Below are 15,368 nucleotides of genomic sequence, written 5' to 3' on the forward strand. Positions count from 1 at the left end.
AGGGCTACGGGAGGGAGGGCTACGGGAGGGAGGGGCGACGGCGTCCGTGCCCGGTGGCGGCCTCGTAGGCGGCGCCGACCTCGAGCACGGTCCGCTCGGCGCGGGGCGGGCCGACGATCTGGAGCCCGACGGGGAGCCCGGCTCCGGTGAAGCCGGCCGGTACGGAGAGGGCGGGTGCGCCCAGGACCGAGAGGAAGTACGCCGAGCGCATCCAGTCGAGATAGGTGTGCTGCGGCTGCCCGTCGATGACGGTCGGGTACTCCGCCTCCACGTCGAAGGGGGTGACCTGGCTGACGGGCGCGACCAGTACGTCGTAGCGCTCGAAGAAGCCGACGGCCGCGAGGTGGATGCGGGCGTGCTCGGCGGTCGCGCGGGCGAGGTCGGCTCCGGTGAGGCGCCGCCCCTCCTCGATGTTCCAGACGAGGCTGTCCTTCAGGGAGGCGCGGCCGCTGTCGAGGAGCGCGCCGAGGCCCTGGTTGAATTCCTGGGCGCGCAGGGTACGGAAGACGTCCTCGGCACCGTCCAGGTCGGGGCAGTCCTCGGCGACGACGCAGCCGAGCTCCTCGAAGACCTCGGCCTGCCGCTCGAACACGTCGCGCACGTCGCGGTCGACGGCGACCCGCCCGCCGAGGTCGGGCGCGAACGCCACCCGCAGCCCGGCCGCGTCCCGCCCGAGCGGTGCGCGGAAGGCGGCGCCCGGCCCCTCCAGGGAGATCGGGACGCGCGGGTCGGGCCCGGCCATGACGGACAGCAGCAGCGCGGTGTCGGCGACGGTGCGCCCCATGGGCCCGGCGACGGCGAGGGTCTCCCACAGGTTGCCGGCCGGGTGCGAGGGGACGCGGCCGGGGGTGGGACGCAGGCCGACGACGTTGCAGAAGGACGCCGGGTTGCGCAGGGAGCCGCCCATGTCGCTGCCGTCGGCGAGCGGCTGGAACCCGGCGGCGAGCGCGGCCGCGGCCCCACCACTGCTGCCGCCCGCCGAGCGCTTCGTGTCGTACGGGTTCCTGGTCGCGCCGAAGACGGGGTTGAACGTGTGCGAACCGGCCGCGAACTCGGGGACGTTGGTCTTGCCGATGCGGATGGCGCCCGCGTCCTGGATGCGCCGCACGAGCAGCTCGTCCTCGTCGGGGACGTGCTCGGCGAAGAGGGGCGAGCCGTGCGTGGTGCGCATGCCGCGGGTGAGGTGGGTGTCCTTGAACGCGATGGGCAGGCCGTGCAGCGGTCCGAGCTCCTCACCGCGCGCCTGGCGCTCGTCGGCGGCGGCGGCCGCGGCGAGGGCGCCCTCGGGGTCCAGGGTGACGATCGCGTTGACGGCGGGGTTGAGGCGTTCGATGCGGTCGAGGTGGGCCTGGACGACCTCGCGGGCCGACAGCTCACCACGATGGACGCGCGCCGCGAGGTCGACGGCGTCGAGGGCGCAGAGTTCGTCCTGTACGGGAGCGGAATCGGCGGGGCCGGTGGCGGCGGAACCGGAGTCGGCGGGACCGGCGGAAACGGGCATGGCAGTCCTAGGGCAGCGGGCAGAGAGGTGCGGCCGGCCGGGGGCGGGATCGGCGACGCGTGTGCTGCACCACACTGAAGGCGCTGACGTTTTCAGTCAACACCTAAAGCCGTATGAACTTTTAAGACGCTAGACCCACCATCGTGAAGATTTCGGTCGCATCACGCAAGTCAGCGGTGGGACGTCGGGAACTCCACCCCGCTGCGCTTGAACGCCTCGACCACCAGATGCGACTGCACGGCCTCCACGTGCCGCACCCAGGGCGAGGCGGTCAGGAACTCGTACAGCGCGGCCTTCGACGGCTGCGTCACGTCGACCAGGAGCTGGTGCTCGCCCATGACCACGGCGGCGTACCGCACGAGCGGCGACTCGACGAGCAGCCGGCCCACCTTCTCCACCTCGTCGGGCCGGGTCCTGATCCACAGGAGCGCCTCGACCGGGAGGCCGAGCAGCGCGGGCTCGACGGCGGCCCGGATGCTCACGTGCCCGTCTCGGGTCAGCGTCTCGACGCGGCGGCGGGCGGTCGCCACGGAGACACCGGCGACGGCGGCCAGGTCCTCGTGGGTGCGCCGCCCGTCCTCGGCGAGCGCCCCCAGGATCGCCCGCTCCTCGGGCCCGACCTCGACCTCCGGCAGCCCGATCTCGTCGACGGTCCCGGACGGCCCGCCGAGCGCCTCGATCTCCCCGGCGTCAAGGATCCCCGGCGACCACTCGTGCACGGTCCTGAAGTACCGCAGCACCGGCGACACGCTCTGCGAGAAGAGGCCGGGCAGCGCGGGCACCTCGTCGAGCATCAACGGCCCCAACTGCCCTTGCGGAAACTGGAGTTCGGCCACACAGTCGACCGGACCCGCGAGCGCGTACGAGAAGATGCAGTCCGCGCGCCGGGCGGCGGCCACGGCCGCGTCCCGCACCGACCCCGGCCGGCAGGTCATCCGCAGGATCACGGTCTCGCCCCGCACGACGAGCCCCCGCACGGCCACGTCCCCGCTCTCCAGCAACCGCAGCCCCCGCCGCGCCACCTTCCGCTCGGGCTCCCCGATCGCGGCCGCGATCCGCCGCCACGACGCCCGCCCGTCGATCTGCAGGGCGGCGACGATGCGCCGGTCGAGGGGATCCAGCGGGGCGGGGGCGGTCGGGGTGGCCGGTACTGGGTGCGTCACAGGACTGACCATAACGAGCAGGGGTGGCGGGCGGACCGGGACTGCGCGGCGAACCGGAACCGGGGCCCGGCCCTCACACGCCCCCGGACAACGAACCAGGGTCCGCCTCTCAGAAGAGGCGGACCCTGGATGACCTGCGGGTGAGGCGGATCAGACGTTGAAGCGGAACTCCACCACGTCCCCGTCCTGCATCACGTAGTCCTTGCCCTCCATGCGGGCCTTGCCCTTGGCGCGGGCCTCCGCGACCGAGCCCGTCTCCATCAGGTCGTCGAAGGAGATGACCTCCGCCTTGATGAAGCCCTTCTGGAAGTCGGTGTGGATGACGCCGGCCGCCTCGGGGGCCGTGGCGCCCTTCTTGATGGTCCAGGCGCGCGTTTCCTTCGGGCCGGCCGTCAGGTACGTCTGGAGGCCGAGGGTGTCGAAGCCGACGCGGCCGAGCGTGGCCAGGCCGGGCTCTTCCTGGCCCATCGACTGGAGGAGTTCGAGCGCCTCGTCGTCGTCGAGCTCGATCAGCTCCGACTCGATCTTGGCGTTCAGGAAGATCGCCTCGGCGGGGGCGACCAGGGCGCGCTGCTCGTTCTTGAAGTCCTCGTCGACCAGCTCGTCCTCGTCCACGTTGAACACGTAGAGGAAGGGCTTGGTGGTGAGGAGGTGCAGCTCGTGGAGCAGGCGGCCCTTCTCCGTGCCGGCGGTGATGCCCGCGGCGAAGAGCGTCGTGCCGGACTCGAGGATCTTCTGCGCCTCCTCGACCGCGGCGAGCACCGCGACCTTCTCCTTCTGGAGGCGGGACTCCTTCTGGAGGCGCGGGACCTGCTTCTCCACGGACTGGAGGTCCGCGAGGATCAGCTCGGTGTTGATCGTCTCGATGTCGTCCTTGGGCGAGACCTTGCCGTCGACGTGTACGACGTTCTCGTCCTTGAAGGCGCGGATGACCTGGCAGATCGCGTCCGACTCGCGGATGTTCGCGAGGAACTTGTTGCCCAGGCCCTCACCCTCGGAGGCGCCGCGCACGATGCCCGCGATGTCGACGAAGTCGACCGTCGCCGGGAGGATCTTCTGGGAGCTGAAGACCTCGGCGAGCTTGGCGAGGCGGGGGTCGGGGACACCGACCACGCCCACGTTCGGCTCGATCGTGGCGAACGGGTAGTTGGCCGCCAGCACGTCGTTCTTGGTCAGGGCGTTAAAAAGGGTCGACTTGCCGACATTCGGCAGGCCGACGATTCCGATCGTGAGCGACACGTTGCGACTTCCCGTACGTGAGGATGGAGGACCCCCAGTCTACGGCGTGCCGCGCCACCCCCCGGCGCCGTATCGAACGCTTGGCCAAGGTCGGCGAAACCGCGTGTCCCGGAGCGGATTCCACACATAACCCGACCTAAGTTGGTGCGGTGGAACAACCCAGTCGCACTCCGCCGCACGCCCCGCAGAACCGGACCCGCCGCACGCCCCCGCTCCCCCCGCAGGCGCAGGGCGGCAGCGACGGACGCAGCGGACCCTCCGGTTCCGGCACCGTGTACCGGGCGTCGGGCAAGGGCGGCGGCACGGCGCCGCGCCCCGTGCCGCCGGTCGTCCTCGCGCTGCGCCGCTTCCCCGATCCGCGCCTCACCGGCCTGGGCAGCGGGCTGTTCTGCACGGCCACGATGTTCACGCTCGCCTGCCTGGACGCGCTGCTGTTCGCCGGCTCGGTCACCGTGTACGGCGTGCTGTTCCTGCTGGTCAGCGCGCTCACGGCGATGTGGGTCCGTCGCGCCGACCTGGTGAGCGCGCCCGTCGCCGTGCCGATCGGCTTCGCCGTCGGGGTCCTGCCGGTGGCCGGCGGCTCGGGCGGGTTCGGCGGGCAGGCGATGGGGCTGGTGACGACCCTCGCGATGCACGCCGGCTGGCTCTACGGCGGCACGCTCGTCGCCGGAGTCGTCGTGACCGTGCGCGGCATCCGCCACATGACCCGGCGCGCGGCACGCCGACGAGCCCTCGCGCAGGCCCGCGCCGGCTCCCCGGGCACGGCAGGACAACAGGTGACGTCGGCCCCGCGCCCCCGGCGGCGTACGGCCTAGCGCGTTCTCCGGCGCCGCACGGTCCGCCCCGGCGCCCGCCACCCCCCGCTACTTCTGCTGCGCCGCCGCCATCGCCGCCCCCACGATCCCCGCGTTGTTCTGCAGCTGCGCCGGGACGATGTCCGCCTTGACGCCCTTGATCAGGGGCAGGAACCTGTCGGCCTTGCGGCTGACGCCGCCGCCGATGATGAACAGTTCGGGGGAGAACAGCATCTCGACGTGCGCCAGGTACTTCTGGACCCGGTGTGCCCAGTGTTCCCAGGTCAGGTCGTGGTCTTCCTTCGCCTTCGTCGAGGCGTGCTTCTCGGCGTCGTGGCCGTGCAGCTCCAGATGGCCGAGCTCGGTGTTCGGGACGAGCTGTCCGTCGATGAACAGGGCGCTGCCGATGCCGGTGCCGAAGGTGAGGAGCAGTACCACGCCCTTGCGGCCGCGGCCCGCGCCGAAGTGCATCTCGGCGACGCCGGCCGCGTCCGCGTCGTTGAGGACCGTCACGGGGAGCCCGTCCAGCCGCTCGCCGAGGAGGGCGCGGGCGTCGACGTCGATCCATGACTTGTCGACGTTGGCGGCCGTACGGATCGTGGCGCCGCCCGTGACGACGCCGGGGAAGGTGATGCCGACCCGGTCGGGCCGCGTGCCGAAGTGCTCCACGACCTGCTTCACCCCGTCGGCCACGCCGTCGGGCGTGGCCGGGTGTGGGGTCAGGACCTTGAACCGCTCCTGTGCCAGGTCGCCGCGGTCCAGGTCAACGGGTGCGCCCTTGATCCCTGATCCGCCGATGTCCACGCCGAAGATCTGCATGGGCACCACGTTACGACGAGTGGCTCAACGTCACTTCCCGGAAGGGTCGTCCCCCGCGAGCGCCGCGGCCTCCGCGCGCAGGTCACGGCGGAGTTCCTTCGGCAGGGAGAAAGTGATCGACTCGTCGGCGGTCTTCACGGTCTCCACGTCGCCGTAACCGCGCTCGGCCAGCCATTCCAGTACGCCGTCCACGAGTACGTCGGGGACCGAGGCGCCGGAGGTGAGGCCGACGGTGGTGACGCCCTCGAGCCAGGCCTCGTCGATCTCGGCGGCGAAGTCCACCAGGTGGGCGGCGGGCGCACCGGCGTCCAGGGCGACCTCGACCATGCGGATCGAGTTGGAGGAGTTCTTGGAGCCGACGACGATGACGAGCTCGGCGTCCTCGGCCAGCTTCTTCACCGCGATCTGGCGGTTCTGCGTGGCGTAGCAGATGTCGTCGCTGGGCGGCGACAGCAGGTTCGGGAACTTGCTCTTGAGGGCGTCGACCGTCTCCATGGTCTCGTCCACGGAGAGCGTGGTCTGGGAGAGCCAGACGACCTTCGACTCGTCCCGCACCTCCACGTTCGCCACGTCCTCGGGGCCGTCGACCAGCGTGATGTGGTCGGGGGCCTCGCCGGAGGTGCCGATGACCTCTTCGTGGCCCTCGTGGCCGATCAGGAGGATGTCGTAGTCCTCCTTGGCGAAGCGGACGGCTTCCTTGTGGACCTTGGTCACGAGCGGGCAGGTCGCGTCGATGGTGGCGAGCTTGCCTGCCGCGGCCTCGTCGTGGACGACGGGCGCGACGCCGTGCGCCGAGAACATCACGATGGAGCCCTCGGGGACCTCCTGGGTCCGCTCGACGAAGATCGCGCCCTTCTTCTCCAGGGTCTGCACGACGTACTTGTTGTGAACGATCTCGTGGCGGACATAGATCGGGGCCCCGTACTGCTCGAGGGCCTTCTCGACGGCGATCACGGCACGGTCCACACCGGCGCAGTAGCCCCTGGGGGCGGCGAGCAGGACGCGGCGGGGGCCAGTCGTAGCAGTCATGTCCACCATCGTAAGGCCGTGTCCAACAGGTCAAAGATCCACCGCTTGGCGAGACTGAAGGCCCGTGCGCGACACCGTGCGCGGCAAACGGAGGCCCGATGTCCGCCCACACCGCTCCACCAGCCGGGGAAGACGGGCCGCCGCCCGCCGGGGAAGAGACGCTGCGGCGCAGCCTCGGCTTCCGGGACCTCGTCGTCTACGGGCTCCTGTTCATCGCCCCGATGGCCCCGGTCGGCATCTTCGGCACGCTCGACGCCAGATCGCACGGCGCCGTCGCACTGGTGTACGTCGTCGCGACGGTCGCGATGGCGTTCACTGCGTTCAGCTACGCGCAGATGGTGCGGGTCGCCCCGCAGGCCGGCTCTGTCTTCACCTACGCGCGCGTGGGGCTCGGTGAGGCGCCGGGGTTCATCGCCGGGTGGATGGCGATGCTCGACTACCTCCTCATCCCGGCGGTCGCCTATCTCTTCTCCGGCATCGCGATGAACGCCCTGGTGCCGTCGGTGTCGCGCTGGGTGTGGACGGCTCTGGCCGTGATCATCACGACGCTCCTGAACCTGTGGGGCGTACGGGCGGCGGCCCGGGTCGGCTTCGCGGTCCTGGCGATGGAGATCGTCGTGCTGCTCGTGTTCCTCGGGTCGGCGATCGTCGTGCTCGTACGCGACGGGGCGGAGCGGGGCTGGCTGTCCCCGCTGACCGGGGACGGGTCGCAGGGCGCGTTCGCGCTGTCGGCGGTCGTCGGCGCGGTGTCCGTAGCCGTGCTCTCGTATCTGGGCTTCGACGCGATCGTGTCGTTCGCGGAGGAGGTCACGGGCGGCTCGGCGAAGGTGGCGCGGGCGGTGCTGTTCTGTCTGGCGCTCGCGGGTGTGCTGTTCATCGCGCAGACGTACCTCGTGGCACTCATCGAACCGGTGCAGGCGGCGGAGCTGGCCGTGGACCCGGCCAAGCAGGGGTCCGCCTTCTACGACGCGATCGACGTGTCGGTCGGCGGGTGGCTGCACGACCTGGTGGCGGTCAGCAAGGCGATCGGCGCGGCGTTCGCGGCACTGGCCGGGCAGGCGGCGGCCGGGCGGCTGCTGTTCGCGATGGCCCGCGACCGGCGGCTGCCGAAGGCGCTGGCGCGGACGGACTCCGGGGTGCCGCGGGTCGCGCTGCTGTGCGCGGCGGCGGTGACGCTGGTCGCGGCGGTCTGGGCGGCCCGCAGGGACGACGGCCTGGACCATCTGGTCTCCGTGGTGGACATCGGCGCTCTCACGGCGTTCGTGCTGCTGCACGCGAGCGTGGTGGGCTGGTTCGTGGTGCGGCGCGGCGGGGGGACATTCAGCTGGTGGCGGCATCTGCTCGTGCCGGTGCTCGGCGCTGCCATCACGGTCGCGGTGATCGTGGAGGCGTCGGGCACGGCCCAGGTGGTGGGTGCGATCTGGCTGGCGGCGGGGCTCGTGGTGCTGGTGGCACAGAGGGGGCGGCGGGGCGCGCGGGCCGTCTGACGGGGCGTCCGGCCAGGGGCGCGCGATGGCACCCGCCCCGCCCCGTCCGCGTGCGCCCCTCGCGTCACGGAGCGTTGTCGGTGGGTGCGGCTACGCTCACCGGCATGGCTGTGAATACGTCCGCGGACGCCCCGCTGCCCGTCGGGGAGGTGTCGCGGCTCATCGGGCGGTGGATCGACCGGCTCGGTGCCGTGTGGGTCGAGGGGCAGATCACCCAGCTGTCCCGGCGCCCCGGAGCCGGCGTCGTGTTCCTGACGCTGCGCGATCCGTCGCACGACATCTCGGTCGGCGTCACCTGCTACCGGCAGGTGTTCGACGCGGTCGCGGACGTCGTCAGCGAGGGCGCGCGCGTCGTCGTCCAGGCGAAGCCGGAGTGGTACGCGCCGCGCGGCCAGCTGTCGCTGCGGGCCTCCGAGATCAGACCGGTGGGCGTCGGTGAACTGCTCGCCAGGCTGGAGCAGTTGAAGAAGACCCTGGCCGGCGAGGGGCTCTTCGCGCCCGAGCGCAAGCAGGCGCTGCCGTTCCTGCCGCAGCTCATCGGGCTCGTGTGCGGGCGCGCGTCGGCCGCCGAGCGGGACGTCCTGGAAAACGCGCGGCACCGCTGGCCGGCCGTCCGCTTCGAGGTGCGCAATGTGCCGGTCCAGGGCGTGCACGCCGTGCCGCAGGTCGTGCAGGCGGTCAAGGAGCTGGACGCGCTCGACGACGTCGACGTGATCATCGTGGCGCGCGGCGGCGGCAGCGTCGAGGACCTCCTGCCGTTCTCGGACGAGCAGCTGGTGCGGGCCGTCGCCGCCTGCCGTACGCCGGTCGTCTCGGCGATCGGCCACGAGCCGGACAACCCGCTCCTCGACCACGTGGCGGACCTGCGCGCCTCCACTCCGACCGACGCGGCGAAGAAGGTCGTGCCGGACGTCGGCGAGGAGTACGAGCGGGTGCAGGGGCTGCGGGACCGGGCGCGGCGCAGCGTCGAGTCGTTCGTGGACCGCGAGGAGCGCGGGCTCAGACATGCCCTCGCCCGGCCCGTCATGGAGGACCCGCACCGCATGATCGAGGTGCGTGAGGAGCAGGTGACGTCGCTGGCCGAGCGCGGCCGGCGCACGCTCGGCCACCTTCTCGACCGCGCCGAGTCGGAGCTGTCGCACACCCACGCGCGCGTGGTGGCCCTGTCCCCCGCCGCGACCCTCAAGCGAGGTTACGCGGTGCTGCAGAAGTCCGACGGGGACGTCGTGCGCGCCGCGGACGACGTGGCGGCGGACGAGGTGCTGCGGGCGCGCGTCGCCGAGGGCGAATTCACCGTACGGGTCGAGCACGCGAACGTACGGGTCGAGACCGGGAACCAGGAGAACGCATGACCACGAAGACCGACGAGGCCGGGCTCGGCTACGAGCAGGCGCGGGACGAGCTGATCGAGGTCGTCCGGCGGCTCGAGGCGGGCGGCACGTCGCTCGAGGAGTCGCTCGCGCTGTGGGAGCGGGGCGAGGAGCTGGCGAAGGTGTGCCGGCGCTGGCTGGACGGGGCGCGGGCGCGCCTGGATGCGGCGCTGGCGGAGGCCGGTCCGGACGGGGGCGCGGACGAGGAGGGGTGAGCGGCGGGCACCCGCGGGCGGTGAGCGGGACGAGACGCGGCGTCAGGGGTTTGTGAAGCGGGTCACGAGCTTCCAGTTTTGGTTGAATGTTAAACGGTGCTGACGTACTGTCGTGTGCATCGGCCGATCCGTTCGCAGCGTCGCGACGGACCGGCCGCACCCCCAGCACGTACGTATCGAGAAGGTTGATCCATGTCTCTCGTTCTTGACCCCGCCGCCCAGGACCTGCTGTTCCGCGAGGCCCGCACCGCGAACACCTTCACCGACGAGCCGGTGACCGACGAGCAGGTCCAGGCGATCTACGACCTGGTCAAGTTCGGCCCGACGGCGTTCAACCAGTCGCCGCTGCGCATCACGCTGGTCCGCTCCCCCGAGGCCCGCGAGCGCCTCGTGCAGCACATGGCCGAGGGCAACCGTCCGAAGACGGCGTCCGCCCCGCTGGTCGCGATCCTCTCCGCGGACAACGAGTTCCACGAGGAGCTCCCGGCGCTGTTCCCGCACTTCCCGCAGGCCAAGGACGTCTTCTTCGCGGAGCGCCCCGCCCGTGAGGGCGCCGCCGCCCTGAACGCCGCCCTCCAGGCCGCGTACTTCATCATCGGCGTCCGCGCCGCCGGCCTGGCCGCGGGCCCGATGACCGGTCTCGACTTCGCCGGCGTCCAGAAGGAGTTCCTGGACGACGACCACACCCCGCTGATGGTCATCAACATCGGCAAGCCGGGCGAGGACGCCTGGTTCCCGCGCTCCCCGCGCCTGGAGCACGACCAGGTCATCACCACGATCTGAGTACTCCCGCACACGTCACGGGAAAGGAAAGGCCCCCCGGCAACAGCCGGGGGGCCTTTCCCATGCGCCGAAATCCCCGAGATCCCCTGCGCGGAAATCCCGGAAGCACCTACTTCGTCCGCAGTGCCTCGGCCATCTTCGTCAGCTGCGCGAACGACGCCGTACCGGTCACGACGGTTGTCGACTTGTCGGCCTTGAGCACCAGGGCGTCGTACTGGCCGCCCTTGTAGCGCCGCCAGGTCTCGCCGCCGATGCGCTGCGTCGCGCTGGTCTCCGTGGCGCCCTGGCTCGTCCGGTCGATGAAGGCCGACGCCTTCTCGGTGGACTGCTCGACGCCCACGTACTGCCCGTCGGCGTCGTGGAAGCCGAGGTGCCAGGCGTCGAAGTCCGAGCCCTGGAACCGCACCGACGTCGCCTTCCAGGACTTCGCGAGCCCCTCGGGCGCCGCCACCGGGTACGGAGCTGCGCGTCGCGCCGTCAGCAGCTCCACGCGGTAGTCCACACGCTTCACCGGCGGGGTGCCGGAGTTGTCGTGCGGGACGAACACGTAGATGCCTGCCGCCGCGATGACGGTCGCGCCCATCGAGAGGACCAGACTGCCCACGGTCTTCTTGCCTTTGGTACCTGCCACGCCCCCATCGTCGCAGGTACGTGAGCGATCACCGCACGTGGGCCCGGTCTGCTCATACGTGGGGCCCTCTGCTCATTTTGTCGGCCTGACGATAGAGTCGGGGCCATCACCCTCATCCGGCCGTCGTCGTATCAGAAAGGTGCGTCTCGATGACCGAGCATCACCAGTTGCCGTCCGAACTCGAAGTCCCCGCGGAGGCTCCCGACCGGAACCTCGCCCTGGAACTCGTCCGCGTCACCGAGGCCGCGGCCATGGCCGCCGGCCGCTGGGTCGGCCGCGGCGACAAGAACGGGGCGGACGGCGCCGCCGTGCGCGCCATGCGCACCCTCGTCTCCACCGTCTCGATGAACGGCGTCGTCGTCATCGGTGAGGGCGAGAAGGACGAAGCCCCGATGCTCTACAACGGGGAGCGCGTCGGCGACGGCACGAGCGCCGAGGTCGACATCGCCGTGGACCCGATCGACGGCACGACGCTCTGCGCCAAGGGCATGCCGAACGCCATCGCGGTCCTGGCCGCCGCCGACCGCGGCACCATGTTCGACCCGTCCGCCGTCTTCTACATGGACAAGCTGGTCGCGGGCCCCGAGGCCGCCGACTACGTGGACATCAACGCCCCGGTCGCGGTGAACATCCGCCGTATCGCCAAGGCCAAGCGGGCGGCTCCCGAGGACGTCACGGTCGTCATCCTGGACCGGCCGCGCCACGAGGGCATCATCAAGGAGGTCCGCGAGGCCGGCGCCCGGATCAAGCTGATCTCCGACGGCGATGTCGCGGGCTCCGTGCTCGCGGTGCGCGAGGACAGCGGCGTCGACCTGCTCCTGGGCATCGGCGGCACCCCCGAGGGCATCATCTCGGCGTGCGCCATCAAGTGCCTGGGCGGTGTCATCCAGGGCAAGCTGTGGCCCAAGGACGACGCGGAGCGCCAGCGGGCGATCGACGCGGGCCACGACCTGGACCGGGTCCTGTCGACGAACGACCTGGTCTCCGGCGAGAACGTGTTCTTCGTCGCCACCGGCATCACGGACGGCGAGCTGCTGCGCGGCGTCCGCTACCGCGCCGAGAGTGCCACGACGTCCTCGCTGGTGATGCGCTCCAAGTCGGGCACAATCCGTCAGATCGACTCGCAGCACCGGCTGTCGAAGCTGCGCGCGTACAGCGCGATCGACTTCGACCGCGCCAAGTAGGTCGCGCCGGGCAGGTCGCGCCAGGCAGGTTCTTTCCCCTTACGCGTTCGGGGCGCCCCTTTGTGCGGAGGGGCGCCCCGAACGCGTATCGGGAGGTCGTCAGCCTGCCGCGCGAATCTGGTCGACCGAGCTCGTCGCCTTCTGGAGCTCGACCTCGCGCCGGCGCCTGCGGGCGAGGACCACACGGCGCTCGGCGGCGGTGAGGCCGCCCCACACCCCGTAGGGCTCGGGCTGAAGGAGCGCGTGCTCGCGGCATTCGACCATCACGGGGCAGCGGGCGCAGACGCGCTTGGCCGCCTCCTCGCGGGACAGGCGGGCCGCGGTCGGCTCCTTGGAAGGGGCGAAGAAAAGGCCGGCTTCGTCGCGCCTGCACACGGCCTCCGTGTGCCACGGGTCGTCCTGGTCCCGATCTCGCACTGGCCCCCGCTGCGGGGGGACGGCGGCGACCTGCAGGGACTGATGCGGCGGATGCAGCACGGTCTACTCCTGACGACGGCTTCGCGAGCGAGCGACGATGCAGCAACCTCTACCCGCTGTGTGCGCGCCTATGCACTGAGTTCCGAAGGACGGGAGTTCCCCGGCCCCGGGCCGCCGCGGCTGTGCCGTGCGTCCGCCGCCCCGGAGGCGGGTCAGCCGTCGAGGTGTTTGCGCATGCGGTCGTGCAGATCGCGCAGGCGCTTGCCTCGCTTGGGCTTGGCCTCGATGTTGCCGAGGACCGCGATGCCGTCGACGTAGACCACGGGCGCGTCCGGGTCGGCCGAGTCGAGGGTGTCCACCTCGAAGTTGCCGAGGACGCCGCCGCCGCTGCCGCGCAGCGAGATGTTCTCCGGGACGCGGACCTCCACGTTCCCGAAGACGGAGACCGCCTTGATCACGACCTGCTGGTACTCGAAGATCGCCTCGCTGAGGTCGATCTCGATGTTGCCGAAGACTGCGTACGCGTGGGTCCTGCGGCCCACGCGCCAGCGGCCCTTGCGGGTCGAGGTGCTGAAGACGGCGACCAGGTTCTCGTCGGCGACCGCCGGGACCGCGCCCATGGTGGGGCGGTTCGGGGCCGGCGAGGACGCCGCGGGCCGGCGCTGGGTGTGGGCGCCGGGCAGGTCCCTGACGAGCGGCTCGAGCTCGGCGTGGGTCTTGGCGCGGTACACCCCGTCGATCCGCTCGGCGTGCTCCTCCGCGGTGAGCCGGCCCTCCGCGAGGGCCTCGCGCAGGATGTCCGCGGTGCGGTCGCGGTCGGCGTCGGAGGCGCGCAGATCGGTCTGCGGCGCGGGCTGCTCGGGGCGCTTGTCAAGGTCCACCGGGTCAGCGTACCCAAACGCGATAGATCGCGACTAGGGGGCGACGGCGGGAACTGAGCCTTACCTCACAGGTTCGCCCGTACTGTCAGGTCCTACGCTGGTTGGCGCTGCCAATGGATGCCAGCTGCTAACGGCCGAAAGAGGAATGGGCGAGATGCCTGAGTTCGCGTACACCGATCTGCTCCCCCAGGGCGAGGACACCACCCCCTATCGCCTGGTGACCACGGAGGGTGTCTCGACCGCCGAGGGGCCGGACGGCCGTACGTTCCTGAAGGTCGAGCCGGAGGCGCTGCGCAAGCTCGCCGAAGAGGCGATCCACGACATCCAGCACTACCTGCGCCCGGCCCACCTCGCCCAGCTGCGCCGCATCATCGACGACCCGGAGGCGTCGGGCAACGACAAGTTCGTCGCGCTCGACCTGCTGAAGAACGCGAACATCGCGGCGGCCGGCGTGCTTCCGATGTGCCAGGACACCGGCACCGCGATCGTCATGGGCAAGCGCGGCCAGAACGTGCTCACGGAGGGCGGCGACGAGGCGGCCCTCTCGCGCGGCATCTACGACGCGTACAAGAACCTGAACCTGCGCTACTCGCAGATGGCCCCGCTGAACATGTGGGACGAGAAGAACACCGGCTCGAACCTGCCGGCGCAGATCGAGCTGTACGCGACCGACGGCGGTGCCTACAAGTTCCTGATCATGGCCAAGGGCGGCGGCTCGGCCAACAAGTCCTTCCTCTACCAGGAGACGAAGGCGGTCCTCAACGAGGGCTCGATGATGAAGTTCCTGGAGGAGAAGATCCGTTCGCTCGGTACGGCGGCCTGCCCGCCGTACCACCTGGCGATCGTCGTCGGCGGCACGTCCGCCGAGTACGCGCTGAAGACCGCGAAGTACGCCTCCGCGCACTACCTGGACGAGATCCCCGCCGAGGGCTCCGAGCTCGGCCACGGCTTCCGTGACAAGGAGCTGGAGGAGAAGGTCTTCGAGCTGACGCAGAAGATCGGCATCGGCGCGCAGTTCGGCGGCAAGTACTTCTGCCACGACGTGCGCGTGGTGCGTCTGCCGCGGCACGGCGCGTCCTGCCCGGTCGCGATCGCCGTGTCCTGCTCGGCCGACCGCCAGGCCGTCGCGAAGATCACCGCCGAGGGCGTCTTCCTGGAGCAGCTGGAGACGGACCCGGCGCGCTTCCTGCCGGAGACCACGGACGAGCATCTCGACGAGTCGGGCGATGTCGTCAAGATCGACCTGAACCAGCCCATGGACGACATCCTCGCCGCGCTGACGAAGTACCCGGTCAAGACCCGCCTCTCCCTGACCGGCCCCCTGGTCGTGGCCCGCGACATCGCGCACGCCAAGATCAAGGAGCGCCTGGACGCGGGCGAGGAGATGCCGCAGTACCTGAAGGACCACCCGGTGTACTACGCGGGCCCGGCGAAGACCCCGGAGGGTTACGCGTCCGGTTCCTTCGGTCCGACGACGGCCGGCCGCATGGACTCCTACGTCGAGCAGTTCCAGGCGGCGGGCGGCTCGAAGGTCATGCTGGCCAAGGGAAACCGCTCGCAGCAGGTCACCGACGCGTGCAACGCGCACGGCGGCTTCTACCTCGGCTCGATCGGCGGCCCGGCCGCCCGTCTCGCGCAGGACTGCATCAAGAAGGTCGAGGTCGTCGAGTACGAGGAGCTCGGCATGGAGGCGGTCTGGAAGATCGAGGTCGAGGACTTCCCGGCGTTCGTCGTCGTGGACGACAAGGGCAACGACTTCTTCAAGGACCCGGCCCCGGCGCCCACGTTCACCAGCATCCCGGTGCGCGGCCCCGGCCTCGCGTAACACCTGAGCGCGCCGGCAGGGCCGCCCGTC

At 71.0% G+C, this 15,368-nt stretch carries 15 protein-coding genes; 7 read left to right on the forward strand and 8 right to left on the reverse strand.

The window, feature by feature from the left end; translation table 11 throughout:
* Positions 1-19: 19 nt before the first annotated feature.
* From OG456_RS13365 to ychF, 3 genes are all read right to left on the reverse strand, one after another.
* Complete coding sequence (locus OG456_RS13365; protein ID WP_266560588.1) at positions 20-1,501, reverse strand: amidase; 1,482 nt, start codon at positions 1,499-1,501, stop codon at positions 20-22.
* A 170-nt stretch (positions 1,502-1,671) separates the two neighbouring features.
* Positions 1,672-2,664: an Lrp/AsnC family transcriptional regulator gene (locus OG456_RS13370; RefSeq protein ID WP_266560590.1), complete on the reverse strand. Its 993-nt coding sequence runs from the start codon at positions 2,662-2,664 to the stop codon at positions 1,672-1,674.
* Between the two features lie 150 nt (positions 2,665-2,814).
* Entirely contained in the window at positions 2,815-3,903 is a 1,089-nt protein-coding gene (gene ychF, locus OG456_RS13375; protein WP_116510423.1) for a redox-regulated ATPase YchF, read from the reverse strand.
* A 272-nt stretch (positions 3,904-4,175) separates the two neighbouring features.
* Between ychF and OG456_RS13380 the strand changes: the two genes are divergently transcribed.
* On the forward strand, positions 4,176-4,718 hold the full coding sequence (locus OG456_RS13380) for a DUF6542 domain-containing protein (protein ID WP_266569199.1): 543 nt from the start codon (positions 4,176-4,178) through the stop codon (positions 4,716-4,718).
* A 48-nt stretch (positions 4,719-4,766) separates the two neighbouring features.
* Here OG456_RS13380 and ppgK read toward each other — a convergent pair whose 3' ends face one another.
* Both ppgK and OG456_RS13390 read right to left on the reverse strand, forming a co-directional pair.
* The gene (ppgK, locus tag OG456_RS13385) at positions 4,767-5,516 is read right to left on the reverse strand and encodes a polyphosphate--glucose phosphotransferase (RefSeq protein WP_266560593.1); all 750 of its coding nucleotides are present in this window, start codon (positions 5,514-5,516) and stop codon (positions 4,767-4,769) included.
* A 30-nt stretch (positions 5,517-5,546) separates the two neighbouring features.
* Complete coding sequence (locus OG456_RS13390; RefSeq protein WP_266560595.1) at positions 5,547-6,554, reverse strand: 4-hydroxy-3-methylbut-2-enyl diphosphate reductase; 1,008 nt, start codon at positions 6,552-6,554, stop codon at positions 5,547-5,549.
* 89 nt (positions 6,555-6,643) lie between these two features.
* On the opposite strand from OG456_RS13390, the gene OG456_RS13395 reads away from it, so the two are divergent.
* The 4 genes from OG456_RS13395 to OG456_RS13410 all read left to right on the forward strand — a co-directional run bounded on the left by OG456_RS13395 (position 6,644) and on the right by OG456_RS13410 (position 10,400).
* Positions 6,644-8,032, forward strand: a complete 1,389-nt coding sequence (locus OG456_RS13395) for an APC family permease (RefSeq protein WP_266560597.1) — start codon at positions 6,644-6,646, stop codon at positions 8,030-8,032.
* A gap of 104 nt (positions 8,033-8,136) precedes the next feature.
* Positions 8,137-9,384: an exodeoxyribonuclease VII large subunit gene (gene xseA / locus OG456_RS13400; protein WP_266560599.1), complete on the forward strand. Its 1,248-nt coding sequence runs from the start codon at positions 8,137-8,139 to the stop codon at positions 9,382-9,384.
* Positions 9,381-9,617, forward strand: a complete 237-nt coding sequence (locus OG456_RS13405) for an exodeoxyribonuclease VII small subunit (protein WP_266560601.1) — start codon at positions 9,381-9,383, stop codon at positions 9,615-9,617. Before xseA ends, OG456_RS13405 begins: the two co-directional genes overlap by 4 nt.
* 192 nt (positions 9,618-9,809) lie before the next feature.
* Complete coding sequence (locus OG456_RS13410; protein ID WP_266560603.1) at positions 9,810-10,400, forward strand: malonic semialdehyde reductase; 591 nt, start codon at positions 9,810-9,812, stop codon at positions 10,398-10,400.
* Between the two features lie 109 nt (positions 10,401-10,509).
* Here the strand turns inward: OG456_RS13410 and OG456_RS13415 are convergent, their stop codons facing one another.
* Positions 10,510-11,031 carry a DUF4245 domain-containing protein gene (locus tag OG456_RS13415; protein ID WP_266560605.1) on the reverse strand — a complete coding sequence of 174 codons (522 nt, stop codon included), beginning with the start codon at positions 11,029-11,031 and terminating at the stop codon, positions 10,510-10,512.
* Positions 11,032-11,180: 149 nt separating this feature from the next.
* On the opposite strand from OG456_RS13415, the gene glpX reads away from it, so the two are divergent.
* Positions 11,181-12,215: a class II fructose-bisphosphatase gene (glpX, locus tag OG456_RS13420; RefSeq protein ID WP_266560607.1), complete on the forward strand. Its 1,035-nt coding sequence runs from the start codon at positions 11,181-11,183 to the stop codon at positions 12,213-12,215.
* A gap of 99 nt (positions 12,216-12,314) precedes the next feature.
* Here the strand turns inward: glpX and OG456_RS13425 are convergent, their stop codons facing one another.
* Together OG456_RS13425 and OG456_RS13430 are read right to left on the reverse strand one after the other, a co-directional pair.
* Positions 12,315-12,692: a WhiB family transcriptional regulator gene (locus OG456_RS13425; RefSeq protein ID WP_266560609.1), complete on the reverse strand. Its 378-nt coding sequence runs from the start codon at positions 12,690-12,692 to the stop codon at positions 12,315-12,317.
* Positions 12,693-12,844: 152 nt separating this feature from the next.
* Positions 12,845-13,513 (reverse strand): DUF1707 domain-containing protein, encoded by a 669-nt coding sequence (locus tag OG456_RS13430; RefSeq protein WP_266560611.1) that lies wholly within the window; start codon positions 13,511-13,513, stop codon positions 12,845-12,847.
* A 154-nt stretch (positions 13,514-13,667) separates the two neighbouring features.
* Here OG456_RS13430 and OG456_RS13435 point away from each other — a divergent pair, with 154 nt between their 5' ends.
* Complete coding sequence (locus OG456_RS13435) at positions 13,668-15,338, forward strand: fumarate hydratase (RefSeq protein WP_266560613.1); 1,671 nt, start codon at positions 13,668-13,670, stop codon at positions 15,336-15,338.
* Positions 15,339-15,368: the final 30 nt, after the last annotated feature.

It is taken from the genome of Streptomyces sp. NBC_01446 (assembly GCF_026340095.1).
Taxonomy (GTDB): Bacteria; Actinomycetota; Actinomycetes; order Streptomycetales; family Streptomycetaceae; genus Streptomyces; species Streptomyces aureus.

Coding starts and splice junctions, on each gene's coding strand:
- OG456_RS13365 (WP_266560588.1), bottom strand. CDS start 1,501: ATGCCCGTTTCCGCCGGTCCCGCCGACTCCGGTTCCGCCGCCACCGGC.
- ppgK (WP_266560593.1), bottom strand. CDS start 5,516: ATGCAGATCTTCGGCGTGGACATCGGCGGATCAGGGATCAAGGGCGCA.
- OG456_RS13390 (WP_266560595.1), bottom strand. CDS start 6,554: ATGGTGGACATGACTGCTACGACTGGCCCCCGCCGCGTCCTGCTCGCC.
- OG456_RS13395 (WP_266560597.1), top strand. CDS start 6,644: ATGTCCGCCCACACCGCTCCACCAGCCGGGGAAGACGGGCCGCCGCCC.
- xseA (WP_266560599.1), top strand. CDS start 8,137: ATGGCTGTGAATACGTCCGCGGACGCCCCGCTGCCCGTCGGGGAGGTG.
- OG456_RS13405 (WP_266560601.1), top strand. CDS start 9,381: ATGACCACGAAGACCGACGAGGCCGGGCTCGGCTACGAGCAGGCGCGG.
- OG456_RS13410 (WP_266560603.1), top strand. CDS start 9,810: ATGTCTCTCGTTCTTGACCCCGCCGCCCAGGACCTGCTGTTCCGCGAG.
- glpX (WP_266560607.1), top strand. CDS start 11,181: ATGACCGAGCATCACCAGTTGCCGTCCGAACTCGAAGTCCCCGCGGAG.
- OG456_RS13435 (WP_266560613.1), top strand. CDS start 13,668: ATGCCTGAGTTCGCGTACACCGATCTGCTCCCCCAGGGCGAGGACACC.